The 24893-nt window shown below is 71.0% G+C and carries 25 protein-coding genes and 1 riboswitch; of the genes, 3 read left to right on the forward strand and 22 right to left on the reverse strand.

All coding sequences use genetic code 11. The annotated features are described in order from the left end of the window. Positions 1–90: 90 nt before the first annotated feature. From AB0M63_RS07090 to AB0M63_RS07100, 3 genes are all read right to left on the reverse strand, one after another. Complete coding sequence (locus AB0M63_RS07090) at positions 91–618, reverse strand: nitroreductase family protein (RefSeq protein WP_366018690.1); 528 nt, start codon at positions 616–618, stop codon at positions 91–93. Between the two features lie 69 nt (positions 619–687). Further along, complete coding sequence (locus AB0M63_RS07095; RefSeq protein WP_366018691.1) at positions 688–1932, reverse strand: MFS transporter; 1245 nt, start codon at positions 1930–1932, stop codon at positions 688–690. 145 nt (positions 1933–2077) lie between these two features. Beyond that, on the reverse strand, positions 2078–2206 hold the full coding sequence (locus AB0M63_RS07100) for a hypothetical protein (RefSeq protein WP_366018692.1): 129 nt from the start codon (positions 2204–2206) through the stop codon (positions 2078–2080). Positions 2207–2481: 275 nt separating this feature from the next. Here AB0M63_RS07100 and AB0M63_RS07105 point away from each other — a divergent pair, with 275 nt between their 5' ends. Continuing rightward, a complete protein-coding gene (locus AB0M63_RS07105; protein WP_366018693.1) occupies positions 2482–3018 on the forward strand; it encodes a hypothetical protein in 537 nt (178 codons plus the stop codon). Here AB0M63_RS07105 and AB0M63_RS07110 read toward each other — a convergent pair. From AB0M63_RS07110 to AB0M63_RS07120, 3 genes are all read right to left on the reverse strand, one after another. Continuing rightward, complete coding sequence (locus AB0M63_RS07110) at positions 2973–3599, reverse strand: DUF692 family multinuclear iron-containing protein (RefSeq protein ID WP_366018694.1); 627 nt, start codon at positions 3597–3599, stop codon at positions 2973–2975. The genes AB0M63_RS07105 and AB0M63_RS07110 overlap by 46 nt on opposite strands. Further along, a complete protein-coding gene (locus AB0M63_RS07115) occupies positions 3551–3766 on the reverse strand; it encodes a hypothetical protein (RefSeq protein WP_366018695.1) in 216 nt (71 codons plus the stop codon). Before AB0M63_RS07115 ends, AB0M63_RS07110 begins: the two co-directional genes overlap by 49 nt. A gap of 178 nt (positions 3767–3944) precedes the next feature. Beyond that, positions 3945–4619: a TetR family transcriptional regulator gene (locus AB0M63_RS07120; RefSeq protein WP_366018696.1), complete on the reverse strand. Its 675-nt coding sequence runs from the start codon at positions 4617–4619 to the stop codon at positions 3945–3947. Between the two features lie 294 nt (positions 4620–4913). Here AB0M63_RS07120 and AB0M63_RS07125 point away from each other — a divergent pair, with 294 nt between their 5' ends. Beyond that, entirely contained in the window at positions 4914–6269 is a 1356-nt protein-coding gene (locus tag AB0M63_RS07125; protein WP_366018697.1) for an MFS transporter, read from the forward strand. Here the strand turns inward: AB0M63_RS07125 and AB0M63_RS07130 are convergent, their stop codons facing one another. From AB0M63_RS07130 to AB0M63_RS07195, 14 genes are all read right to left on the reverse strand, one after another. Then, entirely contained in the window at positions 6270–7019 is a 750-nt protein-coding gene (locus AB0M63_RS07130) for an SDR family oxidoreductase (RefSeq protein WP_366018698.1), read from the reverse strand. It abuts the gene before it with no gap. A 187-nt stretch (positions 7020–7206) separates the two neighbouring features. After that, positions 7207–8145: an isocyanide synthase family protein gene (locus AB0M63_RS07135; protein ID WP_366018699.1), complete on the reverse strand. Its 939-nt coding sequence runs from the start codon at positions 8143–8145 to the stop codon at positions 7207–7209. Between the two features lie 134 nt (positions 8146–8279). Continuing rightward, entirely contained in the window at positions 8280–9524 is a 1245-nt protein-coding gene (locus AB0M63_RS07140; protein WP_355907176.1) for a cytochrome P450, read from the reverse strand. Between the two features lie 12 nt (positions 9525–9536). Next, the gene (gene asnB, locus AB0M63_RS07145; RefSeq protein ID WP_366018700.1) at positions 9537–11363 is read right to left on the reverse strand and encodes an asparagine synthase (glutamine-hydrolyzing); all 1827 of its coding nucleotides are present in this window, start codon (positions 11361–11363) and stop codon (positions 9537–9539) included. Between the two features lie 16 nt (positions 11364–11379). Continuing rightward, the gene (locus tag AB0M63_RS07150) at positions 11380–12750 is read right to left on the reverse strand and encodes an MFS transporter (protein WP_366018701.1); all 1371 of its coding nucleotides are present in this window, start codon (positions 12748–12750) and stop codon (positions 11380–11382) included. Positions 12751–13153: 403 nt separating this feature from the next. Further along, on the reverse strand, positions 13154–13963 hold the full coding sequence (locus tag AB0M63_RS07155) for an ABC transporter ATP-binding protein (RefSeq protein ID WP_366018702.1): 810 nt from the start codon (positions 13961–13963) through the stop codon (positions 13154–13156). Continuing rightward, positions 13960–15030, reverse strand: coding sequence for an iron ABC transporter permease (locus AB0M63_RS07160; protein ID WP_355907192.1), 1071 nt, complete (start codon positions 15028–15030; stop codon positions 13960–13962). The genes AB0M63_RS07155 and AB0M63_RS07160 overlap by 4 nt, the downstream gene beginning before the upstream one ends. 2 nt (positions 15031–15032) lie before the next feature. Then, entirely contained in the window at positions 15033–16106 is a 1074-nt protein-coding gene (locus AB0M63_RS07165) for an ABC transporter substrate-binding protein (RefSeq protein ID WP_366018703.1), read from the reverse strand. A gap of 232 nt (positions 16107–16338) precedes the next feature. Beyond that, positions 16339–16956, reverse strand: coding sequence for a sigma-70 family RNA polymerase sigma factor (locus AB0M63_RS07170; RefSeq protein WP_355907198.1), 618 nt, complete (start codon positions 16954–16956; stop codon positions 16339–16341). A 194-nt stretch (positions 16957–17150) separates the two neighbouring features. Next, on the reverse strand, positions 17151–17810 hold the full coding sequence (locus AB0M63_RS07175; protein ID WP_366018704.1) for a hypothetical protein: 660 nt from the start codon (positions 17808–17810) through the stop codon (positions 17151–17153). Positions 17811–17929: 119 nt separating this feature from the next. After that, entirely contained in the window at positions 17930–18442 is a 513-nt protein-coding gene (locus tag AB0M63_RS07180) for a copper chaperone PCu(A)C (RefSeq protein ID WP_366018705.1), read from the reverse strand. Beyond that, a complete protein-coding gene (locus tag AB0M63_RS07185; protein ID WP_366018706.1) occupies positions 18439–20694 on the reverse strand; it encodes a heavy metal translocating P-type ATPase in 2256 nt (751 codons plus the stop codon). The genes AB0M63_RS07180 and AB0M63_RS07185 overlap by 4 nt, the downstream gene beginning before the upstream one ends. Continuing rightward, complete coding sequence (locus AB0M63_RS07190) at positions 20694–20960, reverse strand: hypothetical protein (RefSeq protein WP_366018707.1); 267 nt, start codon at positions 20958–20960, stop codon at positions 20694–20696. Before AB0M63_RS07190 ends, AB0M63_RS07185 begins: the two co-directional genes overlap by 1 nt. A 161-nt stretch (positions 20961–21121) precedes the next feature. Then, positions 21122–22216, reverse strand: coding sequence for a HoxN/HupN/NixA family nickel/cobalt transporter (locus AB0M63_RS07195; protein WP_355907213.1), 1095 nt, complete (start codon positions 22214–22216; stop codon positions 21122–21124). A gap of 27 nt (positions 22217–22243) precedes the next feature. After that, positions 22244–22433, reverse strand: a riboswitch (cobalamin riboswitch). Between the two features lie 104 nt (positions 22434–22537). On the opposite strand from AB0M63_RS07195, the gene AB0M63_RS07200 reads away from it, so the two are divergent. Continuing rightward, positions 22538–22891, forward strand: a complete 354-nt coding sequence (locus tag AB0M63_RS07200; RefSeq protein WP_366018708.1) for a metalloregulator ArsR/SmtB family transcription factor — start codon at positions 22538–22540, stop codon at positions 22889–22891. Positions 22892–22955: 64 nt separating this feature from the next. Here AB0M63_RS07200 and AB0M63_RS07205 read toward each other — a convergent pair whose 3' ends face one another. Both AB0M63_RS07205 and AB0M63_RS07210 read right to left on the reverse strand, forming a co-directional pair. Continuing rightward, positions 22956–24068, reverse strand: a complete 1113-nt coding sequence (locus AB0M63_RS07205) for a HAMP domain-containing sensor histidine kinase (RefSeq protein ID WP_355907219.1) — start codon at positions 24066–24068, stop codon at positions 22956–22958. Positions 24069–24071: 3 nt separating this feature from the next. Further along, complete coding sequence (locus AB0M63_RS07210) at positions 24072–24779, reverse strand: response regulator transcription factor (RefSeq protein ID WP_355907431.1); 708 nt, start codon at positions 24777–24779, stop codon at positions 24072–24074. Positions 24780–24893 lie beyond the last annotated feature (114 nt).

The following is a 24893-nucleotide window of genomic DNA, read 5'->3' on the forward strand; positions in this document are numbered from 1 at the left end:
TAGATCGTCCCGATCCGGAAGTCGGCGCCGGTCAGCGGTCCGGCCCGGCGCTCACCAGTCCTTTGTCCACCAGGTCGGAGAGGAAGCCCGCTACATCCGGCCATGCCTTCTCTCCTGCGGCCCGACGCAGTTCGGTGAGCCCGTGCCAGTCGCCGTCCCACAGCACCAGCAGCGCGGCTCGGCACGCGACGTCCAAGCGCCAGGTGGTGGTAGAGCGGCGCGCAGACCCAGCGCCTGCGCGGCGAGCGTGGCGCACATCCCGGCCAGGGATGTGTCGATGACGGCGGTGATCATGGCATCGGGGTGTTCCTCGGGCACCAGTTGCCCGGGAAGGCCGCAGAGCCGCTCGATCCTGCGGGTGTCCGCGCAGAACACGACGCACACAGGGGCGGCGGCGACATGCCGCTGGCCGCCCGCGATCCGGGCGAGCGCCGCCCGCCGCGCCGGGTCGCTTACGACGACGAGTGAGTAGGGCTGGAAGTTGAACGCCGTGGGAGCCCGTACCGCCGCGTCGAGCACGTGGTCCAGGAGTGCGGGCGGCACCGGTGCGTCGGTGAAGTCCCGGCTGCTGGCGCGCCGGGCCAGCGCGTCGAGGACGGGGTGGTCGGGCGTGGCCATGGTCCCTCCTGGGAACGGGCGGGTGATGACACCTGCTGACGGATGCGGTGCGGACGGCCGGAAAGCGGCTCACCCGGCGACGGCGTTCTCCACCCCGCCGGCCGCGTAGAGGCGTTCGGCCTCCGGGTCGCGGCGCCACCACCAGACGGCGCCGAGGAGGACGGAGGCGATGCCGGTGCAGACGCCGATGGTGCGGATGTCGGTGACGGCGAGCAGACCGCCGAAGACGGCGAGCGAGAGGCGGGCGACGCCGTTGTAGGTGGTCATGTGGATGCTGGAGACCCGGCCGCGCAGTGACGCGGGCACGGTCGCCAGGAGCAGGGTCGTGTCCAGCCCGATGATGATGCCGCTGGCCAGCCGCATCACCGCGAGGAGGACGACCGCCACGACGGGGTGCCCCGCGAAGAACATCGCGCTCCATGCCAGCCCCTGGATCATGTAGGACGTGGCGTAGGCGGAGAGGTGGTGGCGCAGGGCGGTGCGGGCCGCGATGAGAGTGCCGATGATCACGGCGGCGCCGTCGGCGACGTAGAGGACGCCGAGGACCGTGCCGTTGCCGTGCAGGGTGGTGGTGGCGTACGAGGCGAGCAGGGTGTTGTAGGCGCCGCCGATGAAGCCCCAGGCGATGCCGATCCACACCACGGAGCGGGCCAGCGGCAGATCGCGCAGGACCCGTATTCCGGCGGCGAGTTCACGGAAGAAGGGTTCGCGGCGGGCCCGGTCGGCGGTCGACGGGGCCGTCGGCCGGTGCAGCGGTTTCCGGGCCAGCCGTAGCAGCGGCACGGCCGCCAGCAGTTGGATGCCGCATGCCGTCGCCATGGCGCCGGTGGGACTCCAGGCGGCCAGCACACCGCCCAGGGAGGCCCCGATGATGGTCATGACCCCGCCGATGGAGCCGATCGCGGCGTTGGCCGACGCCCGTGCCTCGACGGCGATGACGCCGTAGAGCCACTGCTGGCGCGAGGGGGCCCAGACGGTGTTGCTGATTCCCTGAAGGGCGTAGAAACCGGCGGCGAACCAGATGCTGGTGTGCAGCACCAGCGTCATGCCGAGGACGCACAGTGTCTGCGCGAGCATCGAGCCGATGGCGAGTCGGCGGACGTCCATGCGGTCGGCGAGGGTGCCCGCGAGGACGGTGAAGAGCAGAGCGGGCAGGGTGCCCACCAGTTCGACGACCGCGAGGACGGCCGGGGAGAAGTCCTGGAGCACCCGGATGAACAGACCGATCTGCATCACCCAGGTCGATCCCGAGGACAGCGCGCTCGCGGCCCACAGGAGGACGACGTTGCCATTGCGGGTAGGGAGGGAAATCAACACAGCTCCGTGGGTCACCGCACGGCGACGGTCGCCGCAGGGTCCTACTGTGGGGACCGAGCCGGTCCGTGCGCACGGACCGGCTCGGTGTGAGGAGGGCATGCCGACGGCGGACTGCCTCAGATGTCACCGTCGGCTGCCGCCATCAGACGCCGACCAACTGCCCAACCACGGCGTCGTTCTTGGCGACGACCGTGCCCGGACCGTAGGACGCATCGTTCTTCGCCACAACCGTGCCCGGACCGAAGCCCGTGTCGCTAGTGGTCCAACTCATGGGAAACCCTTCGTTCGGTGCTCTGATGGGGTGTTCGGCTGCTGTGGCCGGAGCCCGATCGGCAGCCTTGGGCCGGATCTGTGCTGGTCTTCACCCCCCTCGCGGTCGGGGCATCGGTGCCGTCCCGTCCGAACCGTCCGGCCTGTCGCAGTTCGGTGGGAAGAATCAGGTGCACGATCTGCCGCTCGTGCAGGCTCTCGACCAGCTCCCTGACGAACCCGTGGCTGCCGTACGGCAGTTCCGCGCCGGCATCCAGCAGGGTGAGCGGCGCCCCGGTGAGCGCCGAGTGTGCTGCTGGCCGCGACCGGGCCCTCGGGCTCGGTGGGCAACTCCTTCGGCGTCTCGGCCAGTTCGCAGATGTGGCAGCAGAACCGAAGGATGTCGACGAGGTGTTCGGGAAGTGCGTGGGCCACGATGTGGTCCAGCGAGAAGTCGGCGAAGCGCCGCAGCTCCTCCATACGGTCGAACTGTCCGACGGCTGTGGCCTGGTGGTAAGCGCGGAAGAAGGCGTCGCGCGGGGTGTAGCGGAACAACGCGTTCAGGAAGAGGGCGAATTCGGCCTCACGGCGCTGGATCCGCTGGGCGAGGACGAAGTCCGCTATGCCGTGCAGGTACGAGGCCTCGATCTCGGTGAAGAGGCGCTTCTCCTCCTCGGTGAGGCCGAGTTCGGTGGCGGCGGTGTCGAGACCGCCGGGTGCGAGCACGGTGTGGCGGAAGTCCGCGTCGCGCACGGAGCGGGCCAAGAGCTGCTGAAGTCCGGCGAGGCTCATCGGGCGGCCCCCGCTCCGGCGCCCGCCGCGGCGTCCGCGTAGTGGCGCATGAGGTCGTGGATCCAGTCGAGCCGGTCGCGGGTGCGTTCGGGCTCCGGGCGGGACGGGGTGCCACTGGCCTGTATCTCCAGGATGACCGCGGCGGGCCGGAAGTCCTTCTCGCGGAACAGGGCTTCGAGGGTGGCGAAGTGCCACTTCTCGTTCTGCCGCGTGACTTCGTGGCCGGGTTCGGCCAACTCCGCTTCGTTGGCGAGCGGCAGATGGACCTGCCAGACGCGGTCGAGCGGGATGTGGGCGATCTCGCGTTCCCGGTCCATGGGGTGGAAGGCGTCGGAGATCACGATGTTCGACAGGCTGAGCAGGATGCCCGCGTCGGCGCCGACGGCGATGTCCGCGACCTGTTCGCAGACCGCGCGAGGTCCGACCTGGTTGAAGACCTGCGGCTGGTTCTCGACGATGAGCGGGACCGCCGAGGTCTCGTTGGCCCGGCGGAGGTTGTCGATGAACACCTGGGTCTGCTCGTCGGTTCCCAGCGGCTGGAGAAAGGTTCCGCTGTACGTGGCCCGGGTGCCCGTCATGCCGATGTGCTCGCCGATCCAGCGGCAGTTGGACACGTCGGCCATCCGTTGCAGCCGCTCGATCGTGCCCTGCGGACCATGTCGATGCGGGCGCCGAGTTCGGTCAGCCTGCGGTGGTAGTCCTGGTGAGCCGGCATGCAGTGGTGCAGATAACCCGCGCCGACGGGGTCCGGGCAGAGGTGGTGCTGCGGCGTCCTGTCAGGGGTGCTCATGGTCGGCCTCCGGCGGTGCTGCGATGGTGAGCAGGCGGTCGGTGATGCCGTCGCGGATGAGTTCGTCGGACGGCCCCATCAACGCGGTCGCCTTCGCGTCGCGGAGTCTGCGCTCCAGCGGGAAGGAGGCGAGGAAGCCGCGTGAGCCGACCGCATGGAGCCGTGCCTGCCCCCCGTGTCAGCCCGTGCGACCGTCCTGAGTTCCTGAGACCTCATCAACCGGGATACGCCGGCTGAACGACGCCGCCCTGGCCTTGTCCCGGCCGCGGACCGGCTCGGCGGCCAGCGGGACGCCGGGGACGAGACGCTCAAGCATGGCGTCCAGCTCGTCGATGTGGCTTTTGGCGTGCCCGGCGTCGACCCGGGCCCGGGCGGCATGGCGGGCGCCCATCAGGATGGCGCTGAACAGCAGCACGTCGGGGTCGTCGGCCTCGCGGCCCGTGGCGGACGCGATCATCCCGGTGTACTGCTCGATCCCGAACGCGTTGCGCTCACGCAGGATCGCCGCGACGGCGGGCGTCCGGGCCAGTTCCATACGGGCTTCCTCGATGTCGCGGGCCTCGTCGTCCAGGGCGGCGAACGAGTCCCGCAGCACGCCGCGCACGGCCTCCAGCAGCGGGACCCCCTCCGGCACCGCGGCCATCATGCGGAACATCACCGGGTCGACGTTGTCGAAGAGGAGCACGTCCTCCTTGGTGCCGAAGTACCGGAAGAAGGTGCTTCGGCTGACCTCGGCCGCCGCGGCGATGTCGTCCACCGTCGTCTCGGCGTACCCCTGGTCGCGGAACAGGCGCAGGGCATGACGCTGCAGATCGGCGCGCGTGCGCTCCTTCTTCCGCTCCCGCAGGCTCACACGCCGATTGTGTCACGCGCGCTTTCGACTTGCGCCACGCGCACTTCGGTGCCAGAGGCGACTCCAAACGTTTGACACGCCGTCTCATTTGAACTGTAGTATCAGTTCATGGGCGACCGAGGGGAAGGGTTCATGGACAACCGAGGGGAAGGACCGGGTCCCGCCGACCCGGGCGCGGATGCCGACGGAAACCCCCGCGGGGAACCGGAAAACGGTCCGGTGATGGTGACGGAGAGGCCGCTCGCCGCCAGGCCGTCGTCGCGGGCGCTACTCCCGGGCCTGACGCTCGCGTGCATGGTGGTGGCGGTCGTCAGCAGCCTGGGCGCGCCACTGATCCCGACCCTCGCTGCGGATTATCAGGTGACGCTCGCCGACGCCCAGTGGTCGCTGACGGTCACGCTCCTGGTGGCTTCCGTCGTCACCCCGGTGATGGGCCGGCTGGGAGACGGGCCGTACCGGCGGCAGTTCTTCCTGTTCTCACTGGTCGCGATGATGCTGGGCGGACTGCTGGCCGCACTGCCGGTCGGGTTCGGCCTGTTCCTCGTCGGGCGTGGTCTGCAAGGGATGGGACTCGGGCTGACGCCCCTGGCCGTCGCGGCCGCCCGCGAAGCCCTGCCTCCGGAGCGGACACGGGCCGGTATCGCGGTGCTCTCGACCACCACCGCGGTGGGGATCGGCCTGGGCTACCCGGTCACCGGGCTGCTGGCGAAGGCCGGCGGCGTGCACCTGGCCTACTGGTTCGGGGCGGCAGTCGCCGCGCTCGCGCTGATCGTCTCCTGGCGCGTCGTCCCCGAGTCTGCGCAGCGGCGCCAGGGACGGCTCGACATCGCCGGTGCCGTGCTGCTCGGCGTCGGCTTGGCCAGTCTGCTGCTGGCGCTCAGCGAAAGCGAGAAGCGGGGCTGGAAATCGGGACCGGTGACCGGGCTTCTCGTCGCGGGCGTGGCGGTGCTGGCCGTCTGGGTGTGGTGGGAGCTGCGGGTGGCCCATCCCTTGATTCCCTTGCGGCTGCTAGGACAGCGCGCCGTGCTCACGGCGAGCGTGGTCACCCTGCCTGCCGCTGTCGGGATGTACATGCTGATCACGCCGGTGATCACGCTCGTGCAGACGCCGCTCAGCACCGGGTACGGGCTGGGTGGCACCGTCGTCGTCGCGGGCTTGGTGCTGGTCCCGTTCTCCGCGGCCAGCTATCTGATCGCGAAGGCGGTGCCGTGGCTGGTGCGGCGCACGTCCTACGAGGTGGCGCTGCCGCTGTCCACGGCGGTGATGCTGAGCAGCGCAATCGTGTTCAGCCTGGCGCGCGGCAGCATCTGGGAGATCGTGGTGGTGATGGCGATCGCGGGGGTCGGAACCGGGAGCATTCTCGCGGTGCTGCCCGGGTACCTCCTGCGCGGTGTGCCTGCGCACGAGACAAGCCGTGCGATGAGCTTCAACCAGATTCTGCGGACGGTGGGCTACTCCACCGGCGGAGCGTTGAGCGTGACCATCCTCCAGGCTCACACCTCGCCAGGGCAGAGCTTCGCCGCCGACAGCGGCTACTCGGCCATCGGCGTGGTCGCCTGCGTCGGGTGGGTGCTCACCGCCGCCGCCGCGATCCTGCTGCCGCTGAGTCGGCGCCGTCGCCCCAGTGCCGCACCGCAGGACGAACCCTGATCATTCACGGGAATTGACCGACCCGGCGCCCTGACAGCTGAATGGCGCCTCTGACCTGCGAGGATGCGAGTGTCCAGATCGAATCCACAGCAGAGAACCGGGCACCCTTCCGGTGGGCGAGGCCACAGGGTGGGACCGGGGCCTCGTCGCGCGGGCCGACGGGAAGGGCTGGTCGGGCACGCGGGGGTGGTGCTGTTGCGGCGGCCGGCGGACCGAGCGGGCCCGACGGAAGCTGGCCGCGGCGCTTCCCGGCGGCGGGCCTGGCCGGCGGGGTCGGACGGTGGTGAGGAGCGCGGCCTTCGACGTCGCATACGCGGCATTGCCCTTCCCGTTGCGCAGCGCCGAGACGGAGGCGACCGCGACAACGGAACCGCGGGCCTTCAACAGGTGCGGCAGAGCAGCGCGCAACAACTGGAAAGGGGCGGTCAGGTTGGTACGGATCACCAGGTCCCACGTCTCGTCCGAGAGGTCTCCCACCGCGCCGCCGCGTCCGACACCCGCGTTGAGGACCAGTCCGTCGAGCCTGCCCCAGCGAGAGACCGTGGTCTCGACAAGATCCTGGACGGCCGACGCGTCCGTGAGATCAACGGCATGAGCCAGAGCGCCTGTTTCGTCAGCCACCTGCCGCAGTGGCCCGGGCCGCCGTCCGCCTATGACGACATGATGTCCGTCGGCACTCAGCAACCGAGTGGTCGCGGCCCCGATTCCGGTACCTCCACCCGTAACAATGACAACTCGTTCGTCAGCCATGGCAGTTAGGGCTCCTCACCAGCGGGGGAACAGGCCGTGTGATCCTATGCAGAATCACCGGACCGCACCGCTGAACCAGTTGATCACCGTAGCCGGGCCCCACCTGGACGTTCCAGACCAACGCGTTCCGGTTCGAGGTCGCCGACGGCTCGCAGGCCGTGACCGCGTCCGTCTTCCTCCCCCACGGTCAGTCCTGCTCGAAGTGGCTGGGTCTGCCGTCACGATGAGCCAGTCGGCCGAGCCGGGCGGCCTCGGATCGGGGCGCGAGGGTCCAGGTGCCGTCGGGGCGGCGCAGGGCCGCGGAGTGCCAGGGGGTGGTCCAGGCGTCGGGTGCGTCGAGAAGGCTGATGCCGAACTTGGGGGCGCCGACGGGCTGGGGGTGGATGGACAGTCGGACAGCGCGGGGATGGTGCTCGGCGATCAGGTCGCCCCAGGCTCGGCTGCGCTGGATGACACCGTAGGCCCGTTGCCGGCAGGCGCGTTGGAGGGCGGAGCGGGTGCCGGTCCAGTCGGCGGTGTCCTCGACGAGGAAGCGGGTGATGCCGCGGTAGAGGGCGAGTGCGTGGCCGTCGGCACGGGTCTCGGCGCGCAGCGCGTCCAGTGCCGGGGCGTGGTGGTCGTGGACGTGGGCGCGTTTCGCGTGGTGCGGGAGGTCGCCCAGTAGGTCGCGCAGGTCGAAGACCGACAGTCTCTCCAGTCCCCATCGGCTTATGAGGAGACGGAGTTCGTCGGCGTACGCGTCGATGTGCTCGTCGGGGACGCCGATGAGGTCGCCGAAGACATGGCCGTCGGAGCAGATGACCATGCGGGCACCCGGCGGATAGATCCGCCCTATCTCCGTGCACAGGGTGTCGAGGAAGGTGAGGGAGAGGCGCTCGCCCATGTCGGGGAGATGGCCCAGCACCTTGGCCGGGTTGGGGGACTTGCAGGGGAAGCCGGGCAGGGTGAGGGCGACGGGGGCGCCCTCGCGCACGAACGCGGTGATCCGGCGCAGTTGATGCGGGAACGCCTCTGCCCGGGCGCGGTCGTGGCCCTGGTCGGTGGTGCGGTGGTGCGTGAGCAGCAGGTTCAGGATCGCGGCGCCGGTGCTCGTGGGGAGGGTGTCCGGCGCGGTCGTCAACGGCATGTCGTTCCTCCGGGAGGCGTGCGGGCACGACGGCATGGCGCCGTGGCGGTCACGGCCGGGCGCCGTCCGTCGGGTGGGGTGGTCGGTCGAAGCCGGGCCTGGCGGTGTCGCCGGACCCGGTCGGCGGGCTGGTGTCAGACGCGTCGGTCGTAGCCGACGGGAAGGTGGTTGGTGCCGCGGCCGAGGACGGCCGGGATCCACTCGATGTCCTCGTCGGCGATGGCGAGGTGCAGGCCGGGCAGGCGGCCGAGGAGGGTGCCCAGGGCTGTCCGGAGTTCGGCTCGGGCGAGGGCGGCGCCGGGGCAGAAGTGGATGCCGTGGCCGAAGGCGAGGTGAGGGTTGGGCGAGCGGTCGAAGTCCAGGGTGTCGGGGTCGGGGAAGCGGCGCGGGTCGCGGTTGGCCGCGCACAGGGAGACGATCACCGAGTCGCCGGCCGGGATCTCGGTGCCGTGCAGGTCGTCGTCCTGGTCGAGAAAGCGCCAGGTGGTCAGCTCGAAGGCGCTGTCGTAGCGCAGGAGTTCCTCGACCGCGCCGGGCAGGAGGGACGGGTCGTCGCGGAGGCGGGTGAGCTGGTCCGGGTTGCGGAAGAGGGCGATCAGGGCCGTGGTGATCTGGTTGGTGACCGGCTCCTGGCCGGCGACCAGGAGCTGGAAGATCATCGAGTCCAGCTCTTCCTGGGACAGTTCGCGGCGGTCGTGGGCCACCACGAGGCGGCTGAGCAGGTCGTCCTCCCGGTGCTCGCGCTTGTGGGCGACGACCTCGGCGATATAGCTCTGCAGTCCGTACAGGCGGGCCTCGTACATCGGGCGCCCGGGGTCGGTGGGCCCGACCGGCTGGACGACCTTCCCCCAGTCGCGGTCGAAGCGGACCGCCAACTCCTGTGGCAGGCCGATCACTTCGGCGAGCACCCGAAAGGGGAAGTGGGCCGCGAAGCCCGCCACCAGATCGGCCGGGCCGCACGGCGGCAGGGCGTCGACCAGTGTGTCGGCCAACTCCTGGAAGCGGGGGCGGAGTTGTTCGATCCGGCGCGGCGTGAACGCGTCCGTCACGAAGCTGCGCATGCGGGTGTGCTTCGGCGGGTCCTGGTGGAGGAGGTGGGCCTGGAGCTGGGAGTGCTGCGGCTCGGGCATGATCGAGGCGCGGGCACGCCAGCGGTCGTTGCCGCGGTCGTGGTTCTTGCCGAGGCGGTCGTCGTTGAGTGCGGAGTGGGCGGCGTCGTAGCCGGTGACGAGCCATGCGTGGACGCCGCTGGGGAAGAGCACGCGGTGGACCGGACCGGCCTCGCGCATCCGCTCGTAGAGGGGGTACGGGTCGGCCTTGTAGGGGCAGCCCATGAGGGGTACCGCGTCCGGGTCCGTCCCGGGTTCCTGAATGGTCATGAACGAGGCTCCTCAGAGGGCGAGTTCGGGCCGGTGGTGGTCCAGCCACAGGGCGAGGTCGACGACGCGCTCCAGCCTCAGCCGGTGGCCCCACTCCAGTCGGTCGGGCGGGGTGTCGAGACAGGGCTTGATGAGCGTCTCGTCGGCCAGGGCGCGGACCTGTTCGGTGGCGAGGGCGTCGCGGGCCAGGTCCTGGAGGCCGCGGTTGTAGTCGGGGTGGTGGGTGGCCGGGTAGTGGTTCTTGGGGCGCCAGAGAACCGACTCGGGCGCCAGGCCCGTACCCGCCGCGCGCAGGAGGCTCTTCTCCCGGCCGTCGTGACTCTTCAGGCTCCAGGGCGTGTTGAAGGCGTACTCGACGAGGCGGTGATCGCAGTACGGGACGCGGACCTCCAGGCCCTGCGCCATGCTCAACCGGTCCTTGCGGTGCAGGAGTTGGCGCAGCCAGCGGGTCAGGGAGACGTACTGCGTCTCGCGCTGCCGGTGCTCGGTCGCGGACTCTCCGTCCAGGTGCGGTACGGCGGCCAGGGCGCTGCGGTAGGTGTCTTCGCGGAACTCGCCTATACGCAGGTCGAGTTCGGGGTTGAGGGGCATGGCGGCCTCGTCGCCGGTCACCAGCAGCCAGGGGAAGGTCTCGGCGGCGAGTGCCTTCGGGTCGTGGAACCAGGGGTAGCCGCCGAAGACCTCGTCCGCCGCCTCGCCCGAGAGGGCGACGGTCGAGTGCTGTCGTATCTGTCCGAAGAGGAGATACAGCGAGGTGTCCATGTCGCCGACGCCGATCGGTGAGTCCCGCGCCACCACGACCGCTGTGCGGTGCTCGGGGTCGAGCAGGGTGCGCGGGTCGAGTACGACGGTGCTGTGGTCGGTGCCGATGAAGGCGCCGGCCTCGGTGGCGAACGGGGTGTCGTGGCCCGTGCGCAGGACGTCGCCCCTGAACCGCGACGCCTGGTCGCTGTAGTCGACGGCGTACGAGCGGATGCGGGCGTCCGGGCCCTCGCGCGACCGGAGTTCGTCGGCGGCCAGGGCGGTCAGGACGGTGGAGTCGATACCGCCGGAGAGCAGGCTGCACAGCGGGACGTCGGCTTCCAACTGGCTGCGGGCGGCGGCGCTCAGGAGGTCGTGGACGCGGGAGACGGTCGCTTCCCGGCCGTCGCCGTGAGAACCCGCCTCCAGCTGCCAGTACCGGCGTTCGCGGATGCCGTCCCGGTCCAGGACGAGGATCCCGCCGGGCTCGACCTCGCGTACGCCGGACCAGAGGGTCGGCCCGGTGTTGAACAGCAGGCTGTACGCCTCCCGCAGTCCGTCGGCGTCCACGCGGGGCCGGATCTCCGGGTGGGCGAACAGCGCCTTCGGTTCGGAGGCGAAGGCGAGACCTCCGTCGACGGCCGCCCAGAACAGCGGCTTCACCCCGAGCCGGTCGCGCACCAGCACCAGCCGCCGCGCGCGCTCGTCCCATACGGCGAAGGCGAACATGCCCTCCAGTTGATCGACGGCACTCTCACCCCACTCGGCGTACGCGCGCAGCACGACCTCGGTGTCGCTCCGGGTCCTGAAGCGGTGTCCCAAGTGCTGTAGCCGAGAACGGAGTTCGTGGTGGTTGTAGACCTCGCCGCTGTAGCTGAGCACGAGGGCCGGCTCGTCGGGCCGGTCGGTCATCGGCTGCACACCGCCCTCGATGTCGATGACGGCGAGGCGGCGATGACCGATCGCGGCCCGCTCGCCGATCCAGACGCCTCCGGCGTCCGGGCCGCGCGGGGTGAGGGTGGCGGTCATGGTCTCGATGACGTGAGCTTGGGTTCGGGCGTCGTGGTGGAAGGACGCCCAGCCGGTGATTCCGCACATGGGGAGGTCTCCTGGGTCAGGTGTAGGCGGCGTCGGCGGTCTGCTCGGCCACGGGTGCGGGTGGTCGGGCGGGCAGCGCGATGAGGGGTACGGCGAGGCAGGCGGCGGTGGCCGCCAGGGCCAGCCCCGCCCGTGGCGCACCGGCCAGTCCCCAGGCGGCGGTTGCCAGGGCCGGCCCGAGCGTGAAGCCGAGGCTGCGGGCGAGTTGGACGGTCGACCCGACGGTGGCGATACGGTCCGGCGGGGCGGCGCCCATGACCAGGGCCTGGGTGGGGCCGCCGTTGAGGCCCATGCCGACACCGGCGAGGGCCAGTCGCCAGGCGACCTGCCACGGTGCCCACCCGTCGCCCAGCGGGACGAGGAGGAGAAGTCCGATCGCGGTGAGGGCGGCACCGGTGACGGCCACCGGCCTGGCGCCGTACCGGTCGGCCAGGCGTCCACCGAGCGGTCCGGCCACCCCCATCCCCAGCGGGAAGGCGAGGACGATCAGACCGGTCGTCGTGGCGCTGACTCCGTCGTCGCGCCGGAGATGCAGGGCGACGACGTAGTGCATCGCGGCGAAGCCGATCGCCAGCGCCAGTACCGCTCCGTGTGTTCGGAACAGCCCTGAGACGCGCAGCACAACGGCCACCGGACGTCCGGCAGGACCGCGCAGCCACCACCACAGCGGTGGTGTCGCGGCGAGGACGAGCAGCAGCCACCACGCTTCGTCCGAGGCCAGGGTGAAGGCCAGGAGGAGCACCGCCACACCGGCGGCCACCAGCACGGCATCCGCCAGCGAGCGGCGTTCCGGCCACGGCGGACGAGTGTCCTGTGGCATCGCCCGCCGGGCCACCAGCAGAGCGAGCAGGCAGAAGGGAATCTTGACCAGGAACACCGCGTGCCAGCCGAAGTGGTCGAGGAGCAGGCCGCCGACCGCCGGACCGGTGACCGCCCCCAGCGGGCCCAGGGTGGCAGGCACGCTCATCGCTCTCCCCCGGGCCTCGGGCCGTACCGACCGCATGGCGAGCACCGGCATCAACACGAACAGCACCGCCCCGAACACGCCTTGCACCAGCCGGGCGGCGATCAGCCAGGCCGCCCAGGGCGCCGCTGCGGCCAGCGCGCTGCACAGGCCGAAGCCGGCCGTGGAGACCAGCAGGGCGGAACGCGTGCCGACACCGTCCAGCCACCGGCCCACGGGCAACAGCAGTGCTACGACAGGCAGTTGGTAGCCCAGTACGGCCCACTGCGCGGTCGCGGCGGACACGTGCAGTCCGTCGGCGATGTCCGCGAGCGCCACGTTGACGATGTTCATGTCGAGCATCGCCACGAAGGACAGCAGACCCGCCACCGCCACCAGCAGCCAGCGATCCTCACCTGCCGAGCCGGAATCGTGATGCGTCACGCATCCGCCCCTCACCGTCGTGGGTGGGCTGCCGGTCGGCAGCCTCGTCCCACAAGTCGGGGGGACATCGGGATGAGTTCCCGGATACAGCCAAATGCCTTGCTGTGAAAGGGAGTTGCCCGAGTCCGCGACAAAATCGTGGTGGCACCGCGGAACTCCGGGCTCCGTCGGGCCGACTGATGGAGCACCGGGGCAGGACCGAACACCTGCCCCGGTGCATCCGTAAACCACCCCGAAGCCTCATCGGCGTCCAGGAGTTGTGCCATGGCCCAGAAGAGACCTGGACGACACACTGCTGCGCGCCGCGATCGTCGAGGCGGGTTTCGGCCTCGCCGACGCGATCGCCGCCTGAGTACCCGAAGAGGCCGGGCAGCCCCCGTGTGTCAGCTGCCCGGCCTCTTCGTCAGCCGCCCGCGCGCACGTCCACGGGCTGCTCCGTCTCGGCCGGCACCCGGTGGTCGAAGGCGATCAACGGGTCCCCGGTCAAAGGGTGATCGACCACCGCGGCCCGCACCCCGAACACCTCGGCCATCAGGGCGGGCGTCAGGACATCGCGGGGGCGGCCGGAGGCCACCACGGCTCCGGCGTGGAGCACGTGCAGCCGGTCGCACACGGACGCCGCGGCGTTGAGATCGTGCAGCGACACGAGGGTCGTACGGCACTGGGCACGCAGCAGGGCGAGCAGTTCGACCTGGTGGCGTACGTCCAGGTGGTTGGTCGGCTCGTCCAGGACGAGGACATCGGGGTCCTGCGCGAACGCCCTTGCCAGCAGCACCCGTTGGCGTTCACCGCCGGACAGGGCCGTGAAGCGGCGGCCCGCGTGCCCGGCCATGCCGACGTCCGCGAGGGCACGGGCGACGATGTCGTGGTCGGTCGCGTCCTCTCCGGCGAAGGCCCGCTTGTAGGGCGTGCGGCCCATGGCGACGACCTCGCGGACGCTCAACTCGAAGTCGCTGCCCCGCTCCTGAGGCAGGGCCGCGACATGTCGGGCCGACCGGGCCGGGGCCATGTCCCCGATGTCGGTGCCATCCAGCAGCACCCGCCCGGCCACCGGCTTCAGATGCCGGTAGACCGTGCGCAGGAGCGTGGACTTGCCGCTGCCGTTCGGCCCGACCAGACCCGTGATCTCGCCCTCGGCCGCCACCAGACGGGCGCCCGCCACCACCGTCCGGCCCGCGTAGGCGATGTGCAGGTCCTCGATGTCGATCCTCAACTGCCGCTCCCCAGGCGCCGGTCCAGCAGATACAGCAGGGCAGGAGCCCCGATGAGCGAAGTGACGACGCCGACCGGCAGCTCCTGGGTGTCCATGGCCGTACGGCAGACGATGTCGACCACGACCAGCAGCAGGGCGCCGAACAGCGCGGAAAGGGGCAGGAGTCGGCGGTGGTCGCCGCCGACGACCAGGCGGCACACGTGCGGCACCATCAGCGCGACGAAGGCGATCGCCCCGGAGACCGCGACCAGGACACCGGTCAACACACTGGTCACGGTGAACAGTTCACGGCGCAACCGGGTCACGTCGACGCCGAGGCCGGCCGCCGTCTCGTCGCCCATCAGCAGGGCGTTGAGGCCACGGGCCCGCGCCTGGAGCCACAGCCCGGCAACGGGTACGACGACGGCGGGCACCGCCAGCAGCTCCCAGTTCGCCCCGCTGAGGCTGCCCATGAGCCAGAACAGCACGCTGTGGGTCTGCTGTTCGTCTCCGGCCCGCAACACCAGATAGCTGGTGAAGCCGGAGAGGAACTGGCCGATCGCGACTCCGGCCAGGACCAGTCTCAGCGGGGCGAAGCCCCCGCCGCGCCGGGCGACCGCCCACACCAGGGCGAAGGTGGCCAGGGCTCCGGCGAAGGCCGCGCCCGACAGGCCCAGCCCCAGGGCCCCGCCCGCACCGAGGCCGAGGACGATCGCCGCGACCGCCCCCAGCGAGGCGCCGTTGGAGATGCCCAGCAGATACGGATCGGCCAGCGGATTGCGCACCAGCGCCTGCACGGCCGTACCGACGAGACCGAGACCCGCGCCGACGAGCGCGGCCAACAGGGCACGCGGCACGCGGAGTTGCCAGACGATGAGGTCGTCCGTCCCCGGGCGCGGCGCCTCGCCCAGGAGCCGTCGCCACACCACGCTCCACACCTCCCCGGGAGGGATGGACGTCGACCCCCAGGCCACGGCGGCCGTCAGCGCGGCCAGCAGGGCCAGGCCCAGGAGCGCGGCGAGCGGCCCGACCGGCAGCGCGCGGGCCTCCTCGGGTGCCTCACGACGCCGTAACAGCAAGGTGGCCATGGTCAGCCGACCTTGCCCGGGTAGAGGGTCTTGGCGATCGTCTCGACCGTGTCGGCGTTCTCGACCCCTGCGATGGTGGTGTGTTCGGAACCGATGCGCAGGAAGTGGCCCGCCTTGACCGCCTTGAGGCCCTTGGTGGCCGCGTTGGACCTCAGCCACGCCTCGGCCTCGTCGAACGCCTTCTTGTTCGCCGCCTCGCTGCCCCGGTCGCGGACGCCGAGCTGGATCCAGTCCGGGTTCTTGGCGATCACGTCCTCCCAGCCGACCTGCTTGTAGTCGCCGTCGCAGTCCGCGAAGGCGTTGCGGGCCCCGGCCAGGGTGATCACCGCGTTGGCGACCTGGCGGTTGCAGACGACGGTGGGCTGCTTGGTGCCGGCGTCGTAGTCGAAGAAGAAGTACGTCGGCCGTGCGCTCTGCGCCGTGGAGCCGACGGCCTTCTGCACGGCGGCCACCGTCGACTTCATTCCGGTGACGAGTTCCTTCGCCCTGGCACTGGTATCCGTGATCCGGCCGAGGGAGGTGATGTCGGCCTCGACGGCGGACAGATCGGTCAGGGCACTCCTGCTCTGTGCCGCGCAGGCGGTCGACTTCAGGTAGATGTGCTTGATCCCGGCGGCTTTGTACTCCGCCTCGGTCGGTGTGTCTCCCATGCCGCCGCCCATGCTCATGTCGGCGAAGGTGTCGATGTACAGGTCGGCGCCGCTGCCGAGGAGCTTCTCCTTCGGGATCACGCTCTGGCTGAGCACCCTGACCTTCTGCGCCTCCGTGTCGAGGGCGCCGGGCAGGGTGCCCTTGCCGGGCGGGAAGCCGGTGCCGATCACCTTGTCGCCGGCTCCGAGGCGCAGCAGCAACTCCAGACTCGAGGCGTTGCTGGTGACGATCTTCCCGGGGGCTTCGGAGAAGGTGGTCTTCACGCCCGCGCAGTCCGTGACGGAGACCGGGTAGCCGCCCGAGACCGCCTTCCCCGCGTTCTCCTCCGCCGGGTCGTTCTTCTCGGAGGCCCCGCAGCCGGCCGCCAGCAGACCGCCCAGCACGACGGCCGCCGTACCGCCCCACACACGAGAACGAGAACGCATCGAACAACTCCCGGATCCACTCGGCACATGGGCGAACGTCCGTCACCCGGTCCAGTAGTCGGGGCGAACACACCTTGAGTTCCCGGCCAGTTGGACCTCCGTGTCGGAGAGCGGGACCACCACGATGTGGTGCTGCCCGCCCGGGTGCGTGTCATCGGCTCTCGCTCCGGAATGTGCCGCCGAGGGTGCCGGGACGTGCGGCCCCGGCACCCTCGTGGTGCGAAGGGAACCCTCAGACCGCCGCCGGCGCGGCAGGCTCCTCCGCCTTCTCCAGCAGGTCGATCAGAGCCGCCCGGGCGCGGGCGACACGTGAGCGGACCGTGCCGATCGGGCAGTCGCTGGCCTCGGCCACCTCCGCGTACGGGAGGCCGGCCAGCTGGGTGAGGATGAACGCCTCCCGGCGCTCGTCGGGCAGCGCGGCCAGCAGGTCCAGCAGGGCCACGCCGTCGTCGAAGCCGGGCAGCCCCGTCGGCTGGGCCAGTTCGACGGCCAGTTGCCAGTCCGGCAGGTCGGACAGCCGGGGCCGGGCAGCCGCGTACCGGTAACTGTCGATCACCGCGCGACGGGCGATGGACAGCAACCAGACGCGCGCCGAGGAGCGGCCCTCGAAGCGGTGCAGGCTGCCGAGCGCGCGCAGAAACGTGTCCTGGGCGAGGTCGTCGACGGCCTGGGGGTCGCCGCACAGGTGGGCGACGTACCGCTGGACATCGCGCTGCAGAGCGCTGACGAAGTGCTCGACGGCGTCCGTGTCGCCGCCTCGGGCGGCCAGCGCCCAGGCGGTTATCGACTCGTCGGCGGATGCCCTTTTGTCCGTCTTACTGGGCGAATCAAGCAAGGCAGAGGTGATCACCTGGTGTCCTCAATCGAGATCCGTGATCCGGACCGGGGCGCGCGAGGGCGCGAACGGTCCGGTGAGTGGGGAGACGGCCCTACGGCACAAAGGCGCGGCGGCATGCGCGGAGGCATGGAGTCGCTACGGCGTTTGCGCGGGCGTACGGCCGGGGCCCGAAGCGCACTACGGCTGCCTCGGGAATCCAGCTGTCGTCAGGCGACAGCCGTTCCGGCGGGAGGCCCGCGAGTGGTGATCGCGTGGACGAGCAGCCGAAGGCTCGGCGCCCTGTCCGAGCGAGGGCGGCTCGGGCGGACGCGCGGCTGGTCCGGGACCGGGGGCAGTGCCAGGAGCAGCCGTAGCGGCGCCGCCAGCCACCCGGCCACGGCCCGCAGGATGCGGAAGGCCGCCCTCTCCCCGTGCGCGAGCCACAGCCCGCACAGCAGCGCGGCCAACAGGTGGGCGGCGAGCATACCGACGGACGACGAACCGCCCATGGAGTTGTCCATGGGGCCCATGTCCATGGATTGCATGGACTGCATGGACTGCATGTGCGCTGAGCCCATGTTCATGGAACCCATATCCATGGAGCCCATGTCCGCGGACGTCGTGTCCCCGGCTGTCGACTGCGCGAAGGAGAAGGCCACGTGCAGTCCCGCCTGGACGGCGACCACGACCGTCACGACGAACGGCAGCCCCCGCTCACGACCCGCCAGACACCAGCCGGTCCCGCTCGTCACGACCGCGCCGGCGAGCAGAGCCCACGACGGGACGTCTCCACCGGACGACATGACGTGCCCCAGGGCGGCGAGCAGCACGCAGACGGCCGCGAACAACGCGGCCCGTACTGCGCGTGAACCCCACCCTGCTGTCATGGCGCCTCATCCTGGCATCCGGGCGTCGCTCGTCGTGCGAGGGTACGGAAACCCACAGGGGACCACACTCAATCCATAGGGTGTGATCCAGAGCACACAGGCGAACCGCGCGCGGCGGGTCATGACCTCGGCCGGACCACCACCGCGATCGTCTCGACCGGCCCACCGCGCTCGAAGTGCAGCGTGAACGGGACCAGGTCGCCGGCGCGCAAGCGGGTCCTGGCCGTCAGCGTGACGTCCAGGCTGCTGGGGGACATGGTCAACTCGCCGCCCGCGGGGACGGCTGCCGAGGTCACGTCGGCCTTGGAGGCGGCCCCGCCGTCGAGCATGCGGTGGCGGCTGAGGGTGATGTCCCCGCTCGCGGCGGACGAGGTCACCTTCACCAGCCGGTCGTCCGACCCTCCGAGGTTGGCCAGGTCGAAGAACGCGGCGGTCTCCGCGTTGTCGCCGTACGGCAGGAAGACCCGGCTGTTCGAGACGGCGATCCTGGCCGGACTGCCCGCCTTCCCGGCCTGGACCCAGGTCGTCAGTCCGCCCAGGGCGATGGCGCACACGGCGACGGGCGCGAGGGCGGCCAGCAGAGTGTCGGTGAGGCGGCGCCGGGTCGGCCGCCAGAGGGACTGGGCGGTCATCGCGTACGCCTCCGAGCGGGCGGCGAGGGCTGCCGGCCGCGCAGCCGCAGGCTGTTGGCGACGACCAGCACCGAACTGACCGACATCGCCGCGGCGGCGAGCATCGGGTTGAGCAGGCCGACCATGGCGAGCGGCACCGTCACGACGTTGTAGCCGAACGCCCAGACGAGATTCGCGCGGATCGTGCCCAGGGTGCGCCGGGCCAGCCGGACCGCGTCCGCCAGCGCCTCGATGTCGCCACGGACGAGCGTCACGTCGGCTGCCCCGATCGCCACGTCGGTACCGGTGCCCATGGCGATCCCGAGGTCGGCACCGGCCAGTGCCGCGGCATCGTTCACGCCGTCGCCGACGACGGCGACCCGGTAGCCCTGTTCCTGGAGGTCGCGTACGAGATCGGCCTTGCCCTCGGGCGTACAGCGGGCATGCACCTCGTCGATGCCCAGCGCCTTCGCGACGGCCCGAGCGGGTGCTTCCCGGTCTCCGGTGGCGAGCACGGGCCGTACACCCAGGCGCCGCAGCCGGTCCACGGCCCGGTGGCTGCCGGGCCGTACGACGTCCCCGACCTCGATCAGAGCCTCGGCCACACCGTCCACGTACACCAGCACCGGTGTGTGCGCGGTGCCTTCCTCCACCGACAGTCCCGTGGGCAACTCGTCGTCCGGAGCGAGGACTTCGACCAGTCGTCCCTCGACCCGGCCCCGCACGCCGCGCCCCGGCAGCGCGCGGAACTCGTCCACCACGGCCGGTTGTCCGCCCGCTTCCCTCCGGGCATGGGCGGCGACAGCCCGCCCCAGCGGGTGCTCCGATCCCTGCTCGACGGCCCCCGCCAGCCGCAGCACCGCATCATGGCCGAGTCCGTCCGCTACGGCGGTGATCCGGGCGACGCTCATATGACCCGAGGTGAGGGTGCCGGTCTTGTCGAGGACGACGACGTCCAGGTGCTGGAGCCCTTCCAGGGCCTGCGGACCGGTGACGAGGACGCCCAGTTGGGCACCGCGCCCGGTGGCGGCCATCAGCGCGGTGGGAGTGGCCAGGCCGAGCGCACACGGACAGGCCACGACCAGAACGGCGACACACGCGGTGATCGCCGCCTGTGGATCGGCGCCGGCGCCCAGCCAGAACCCGAGCACCGTCACGGCCAGCGCCAGAACCACGGGGACGAAGACCCCGGCCACCGAGTCGGCCAGCCGCTGCGCCTTCGCCTTGCCGGCCTGCGCCTCGGTCACCAGCCGTGTGATCCGGGCGAGTTGGGTGTCCGCCCCGACCGCGGTGGCCCGTACGAGCAGCAGTCCACCGGAGTTGACGGCGCCGCCGACCACGGCCGAGCCCGGCCCGACCTCGACCGGTTCGCTCTCTCCGGTGACCAACGACAGGTCCACGGCCGAACTGCCTTGCGCGACCTCGCCGTCGGTGGCGATCCGCTCGCCGGGCCGTACGACGAAGATCTGTCCGGCACTCAACTCCTCGATGGCGACGAGCCGTTCGGACTCCCCCTCCCGTACCGCGACCTCCTTGGCGGCGAGTTGGGCGAGCGACCGCAGCGCCGCACCCGTCCCCCGTCGCGCCCGCGCCTCCAGGAACCGGCCCGTCAGCACGAACAGCGGTACGCCGACGGCCGCTTCGAGATAGATGTGCGCCGCGCCGTCGGAGGCCGAGGGCACGAGGCTGAACGGCATCCGCATCCCCGGGTCGCCCGCGCCACCGAGGAAGAGCGCGTACGCGGACCAGGAGAAGGACGCCACCACGCCCAGCGAGACCAGCGTGTCCATGGTGGCCGCGGCGTGCCGCAGCCCTCGTACGGCCCTGGTGTGGAAAGGCCAGGCACTCCACACGGCGACCGGCGCGGTCAGTGCGAAGCACAGCCACTGCCAGTTGCGGAACTGCAGGGCGGGCACCATCGACAGCACGAGGACGGGCAGCGCGAGCAGCGCGGTGATGAGCAGACGGTCACGCTCCCGCTGCCGGGCGTCCTCGGACTGCCCGTCCGTCTCTCCCTCCTCGCGCCGTCGCTTCTTCGGCGGCTCGGGCAGGGCGGCCGTGTATCCGGCCTTCTCGACGGTGGAGACGAGTTCGTCGGAGCTGATCTGCGGCGGATGGCTCACCCGGGCTCGTCCGGTGGCCAGGTTGACGGTCGCCGTGACCCCGTCCAGTTTGCCGAGCTTCTTCTCGACCCGCTTCACGCAGGCCGCACAGGTCATGCCGCCGACGGTCAGATCCGTCGTCAGCAGAGCCACCGCCGGTTCGGCGCCCATCAGTTGCCTCCCCCCTGCATGCCCATTCCGTCCATGTCGCTCATACCGCCCCCACCGCTGGTGCCGGTGCCGGTGCCGCCGTCGGTGCTCGCACCTGTGCCGGTGCCGTGCATGCCGGGTGCGACGGGGCCGGCCGAGGCCCCGGCGGCGTACGAGCCGGCGAACATCAGGGCCAGCAGCAGAAGGAAGCCGCACAGTGCGGGCGGGGGCGCGAGTTTCCGTAGCACCGCCACGGCGTCGGGGAACGAAGGTCGGGACTCGTCCATCACCGGATCTCCAGATCACGTCGTACGGCGTCGGCCGGATCGAGCCGTTCCGTTCGCTTCAGGAGTCGGAACGGCCGTCGGCCGAGTTCCGGTACGGAGGTGTGGCACGCGTCACGTGAAACCAGGGTGTGAGAACCCGCCGGCTGTTCGGTCGCGAAGTGTCAGTCGCCCTCGGCCAGCCGGTTCGCCCACCGCTGCTCCACCCTGGCCAGCCTCCAGTAGGCCAGCGCCGCCGCCCACACCACGACGAACAGGCCGACGATGACGTAGCCGACGTTGTCCAGGTCGAGACCGGAGATCCAGTTCGTGACCGTGTCGGTCAGGTCGAGCTTGTCGTGCAGGACGCCGACGAGTTCGATGGTGCCGATGAAGAAGGCGACGGCGATGGAGAGGCCGGTGATGGTGAGGTTGTAGAACACCTTGCGGACCGGGTTCGAGAACGCCCACTGGTAGGCGAAGTTCATGAACGTACCGTCGAGCGTGTCGAACAGACTCATGCCGGCCGCGAAGAGCAGGGGCAGGCAGAGGACCGCGTACCAGGGCAGGCCGGCCGCCGCGCCCGACCCCGCCATCACCATCAGCGTGACCTCGGTCGCGGTGTCGAAGCCGAGGCCGAAGAGCAGGCCGATGGGGAACATCTGGCCGGGCCGGGTGATGGACTTGGTCAGCCGGCCGAGGATGCGGTTCATGAAGCCCCGCGAATCCAGGTGCTGTTGGAGCTCCGCCTCGTCGTACGTCCCCGCCCGCATCGCCCGGAACACCTTGAGGATGCCCAGCAGGGCCACGAGGTTGAGGGCGGCGATGACGTAGAGGAAGGAGCCGGAGACGGTCGTGCTGATGACGCCGAGCGTCTGATGCGCACTGGAATCGTCGTTCACGAGCGTGCCCGCGATGGCCGCTCCGCCGGCCACCAGGGCCGCCAGCACGACCACCACACTGGAGTGCCCGAGCGCGAACCAGAACCCCACCGACACCGGCCGCTTGCCGTCGGCCATCAGCTTGCGGGTGGTGTTGTCGATCGCCGCGATGTGGTCGGCGTCGAAGGCGTGCCGCATGCCCAACGTGTAGGCGGTGACGCCGAGTCCGATCCCGAACGCCTTGGAGCCGATCTCGTAGTGACCGGGCACGACGAGAAGGAACAGGATGCCGAAGGCGACGACGTGCAGGGCGGCGATCACCGCCATCAGCCCGATCGTCTTGACGGTGTCCTCGCGCCGCCACCGGAAGGAGGCGGGCTTGGTCTCGGCCAGGGTCATGCGGTCACGCTCCAGCACCTCGTGGATCACTTCGTGAGATGCCGTGGCCGGTCTCCTGGCTGACAGGTCGTACGTCCGCCGCCCGCCTTCCCGGCCGTCCCGCGACGGCCAGTGGCTGTCCCTTGCGGGACGTGGGCGACGAACTCCCTGATCACAGTGGCGAGGGCCGCGTCGGCTTCGCACCGACTTCCCGAGCACCACGGCCCGCCCACCGTAGGGCCGTTCACGCTTACTTGCATAGCTGCGCACCTGCGCAGGTATGGAAGATCACATCGAAGAACACATGGAAGAACACATAGAGGCGCCTGCGAGGATGGCGGCATGCATCTCGTCCCCGCCGAACGCGCCGACCGCCGCACCATCGACGGCCACCGGGTCTGCGACGCGATCGCCGCCATCGGCGAGCCCGACCACGTCCGCACCTGGGCCGAGCGGTTCGCCCTGCTCTCCGACCCCGGACGCCTCGCTCTCCTGCTGGCTCTGCACCGAGCGGGGCCGCTCGCCGTCTCCGACCTCGCCGTCGCGACCGGCATGAACGACCCGGCCGTCTCACAGGCCCTGCGCCTGCTGCGCACCGCCGGCGCGGTGGTGGGCGAGAAGGAAGGGCGAGTGGTGCGCTACCGGGTCGTCGACCCGCTGGTCGCCGACCTCTTGAAGCACTGCACCGCCGACTGACACTCCCAGCCGCCGACATGGCGCGGGTGGTGGGGTTGTCCCCTTCGTGACGTCGAGGCCGCGCTCACACCTCCGCCGCCGGAAGCGTCACCTCGAACCGGCAGCCGCCCGAGACGTTTCGTACGGCGGCACTGCCCTGGTGGGCCTCCACGATGCCGCGGACGATCGCGAGGCCGAGGCCCGCGCCGGCCGGGGGTGTTCGTGCGTGCGTGCCGCGCCAGCCGGTGTCGAAGACTCGGGGGAGGTCTTCCTCCGGGATGCCGCCGCAGCCGTCCGTGACGGACAGGACCACGCCGTCGGGGGAACGTTCGGCGGCGACCGCGACCGTGCCGTCGGCCGGGGTGCGCCGGATCGCGTTGACGAGGAGGTTGCCCAGGACGCGGCTCATCTCCTTGCCGTCGACCTCGACGGGCACCGGTTCGACCAGGTCTCCGACGAGGCGTACGCCGTGTTCCCGGGCGAGGGGGTCGGCACCCGCGAGGGCGTCGCCGACCAGGTCGTACAGCGACATCCGGGAGGGTGAGAGCGCGAGTGTTCCGGCGTGTATGCGGGAGAGTTCGAAGAGGTCGCCGACCATGTCGTTGAGGCGTTCGACCTCGGTGCGCATCTGGCGGAGATAACGGGCGGGGTCGGCGGCCACCCCGTCCTCCAGGGCCTCGGACATCGCGCGCAGACCGGCGAGCGGGGTGCGCAGGTCGTGCGAGATCCAGGCGACGAGTTCGCGCCGGGAGGACTCCAACGCGCGCTCACGGTCCCGTGATTCGGCGAGCTTGGCGCTGGTCGCCGCCAACTCGCGGCTCAGCTCGGACAGTTCGGCGGTCGCCGGGCCGTCCGGGGCAGAGAAGTCGCCGCCGTCGCCGAAGTCGCGTGCGGCGAGGGCGAGTTCATGGCTGCGGGCGACGACCCAGCGGCCGAGCAGCAGCGCGGTGGCGAGGGAGACGACGGCCGCCATGGCCACGACGGTGGTGACCACGGACAGGTCGTGCGAGGACAGGAACATCGCCTCCGCCACGGCCAGCGTGCCCGCGAGCATCGCCGCCACCGCGACGGCGGCGACCACGGCCACGGAGAAGGTCAGCGAGCGGCGGCGCAGCAGCCACAGCGCGCCCGCGCCGAGCAGTCCGGCGGCCGCGGCGCCGAGGAAGGCGTAGAGGGCGATGAGCAGCATGTCGTGCATGGTCTACGACTCCACCGTGGGCGTGTCCGGCGTGGCGGGCGCGGGCTCCTGGAAGCGGTAGCCGACTCCCCACACCGTCTGGATCAGGCGGGGCACGGCCGGGTCGTCCTCGACCTTGCCCCGTAGCCGGCGGACGTGCACCGTGACGGTCGACATGTCACCGAAGTCCCAGCCCCACACCTCGCGCATCAGGTCCTCCCGGCTGAACGCCTGCCCGGGGTGGCGCAGGAAGAAGGCGAGCAGGTCGAACTCCCGGAGGGTGAGGGCGAGTTCGGTGCCATTCTTGGTGGCGCGGCGGGCGGCGGGGTCGACGGTGAGGCCGTCCGACCGCAGGGCGCGCGCGGTGGTCGCGGGCCGGGTGCGGCGCAGTACCGACTCCACCCGCAGCACCAGTTCGCGGGGGCTGAACGGCTTGGTGACGTAGTCGTCGGCGCCGACCTCCAGGCCCAGGATCCGGTCGTCCTCGTCGCCGCGCGCGGTCAGCATGATCACCGGTACGGGTCCGCGCGCCCGCATCCGTCGGCACACCTCAAGGCCGTCCATGCCCGGCAGCATCAGGTCGAGCACCACGAGATCGGGCCAGTGGGCGGCGGCCCGGGCGAGTGCCTGCGGCCCGTCCTCGGCGCGGTCCACGACGTATCCGGCGCGGTCGAGATAGCCGGAGACCACCTCGGCGACGGTCGGATCGTCGTCCACGACGAGAACACGCATCGTGTCCCGGTGCCCGCTCGGGGCGGGCACGGCACCTGGGGATTCGTACGGCTGCTGCATACCATCCAGCCTCCCACCAGCCGCGCGCCGGTGCGGCCGCGCGCCCCGGACGTC

Source organism: Streptomyces sp. NPDC051576 (assembly GCF_040681835.1).
Classification (GTDB): domain Bacteria; phylum Actinomycetota; class Actinomycetes; order Streptomycetales; family Streptomycetaceae; genus Streptomyces.

Coding starts and splice junctions, on each gene's coding strand:
- AB0M63_RS07090 (WP_366018690.1), bottom strand. CDS start 618: ATGGCCACGCCCGACCACCCCGTCCTCGACGCGCTGGCCCGGCGCGCC.
- AB0M63_RS07100 (WP_366018692.1), bottom strand. CDS start 2,206: ATGAGTTGGACCACTAGCGACACGGGCTTCGGTCCGGGCACGGTTGTG.
- AB0M63_RS07110 (WP_366018694.1), bottom strand. CDS start 3,599: ATGGCCGACGTGTCCAACTGCCGCTGGATCGGCGAGCACATCGGCATG.
- AB0M63_RS07115 (WP_366018695.1), bottom strand. CDS start 3,766: ATGAGCACCCCTGACAGGACGCCGCAGCACCACCTCTGCCCGGACCCC.
- AB0M63_RS07125 (WP_366018697.1), top strand. CDS start 4,914: ATGGTGGTGGCGGTCGTCAGCAGCCTGGGCGCGCCACTGATCCCGACC.
- AB0M63_RS07130 (WP_366018698.1), bottom strand. CDS start 7,019: ATGGCTGACGAACGAGTTGTCATTGTTACGGGTGGAGGTACCGGAATC.
- AB0M63_RS07135 (WP_366018699.1), bottom strand. CDS start 8,145: ATGCCGTTGACGACCGCGCCGGACACCCTCCCCACGAGCACCGGCGCC.
- AB0M63_RS07140 (WP_355907176.1), bottom strand. CDS start 9,524: ATGACCATTCAGGAACCCGGGACGGACCCGGACGCGGTACCCCTCATG.
- asnB (WP_366018700.1), bottom strand. CDS start 11,363: ATGTGCGGAATCACCGGCTGGGCGTCCTTCCACCACGACGCCCGAACC.
- AB0M63_RS07160 (WP_355907192.1), bottom strand. CDS start 15,030: ATGGCCACCTTGCTGTTACGGCGTCGTGAGGCACCCGAGGAGGCCCGC.
- AB0M63_RS07165 (WP_366018703.1), bottom strand. CDS start 16,106: ATGCGTTCTCGTTCTCGTGTGTGGGGCGGTACGGCGGCCGTCGTGCTG.
- AB0M63_RS07175 (WP_366018704.1), bottom strand. CDS start 17,810: ATGACAGCAGGGTGGGGTTCACGCGCAGTACGGGCCGCGTTGTTCGCG.
- AB0M63_RS07180 (WP_366018705.1), bottom strand. CDS start 18,442: ATGACCGCCCAGTCCCTCTGGCGGCCGACCCGGCGCCGCCTCACCGAC.
- AB0M63_RS07185 (WP_366018706.1), bottom strand. CDS start 20,694: ATGGGCGCCGAACCGGCGGTGGCTCTGCTGACGACGGATCTGACCGTC.
- AB0M63_RS07190 (WP_366018707.1), bottom strand. CDS start 20,960: ATGGACGAGTCCCGACCTTCGTTCCCCGACGCCGTGGCGGTGCTACGG.
- AB0M63_RS07195 (WP_355907213.1), bottom strand. CDS start 22,216: ATGACCCTGGCCGAGACCAAGCCCGCCTCCTTCCGGTGGCGGCGCGAG.
- AB0M63_RS07200 (WP_366018708.1), top strand. CDS start 22,538: ATGCATCTCGTCCCCGCCGAACGCGCCGACCGCCGCACCATCGACGGC.
- AB0M63_RS07205 (WP_355907219.1), bottom strand. CDS start 24,068: ATGCACGACATGCTGCTCATCGCCCTCTACGCCTTCCTCGGCGCCGCG.
- AB0M63_RS07210 (WP_355907431.1), bottom strand. CDS start 24,779: ATGCGTGTTCTCGTCGTGGACGACGATCCGACCGTCGCCGAGGTGGTC.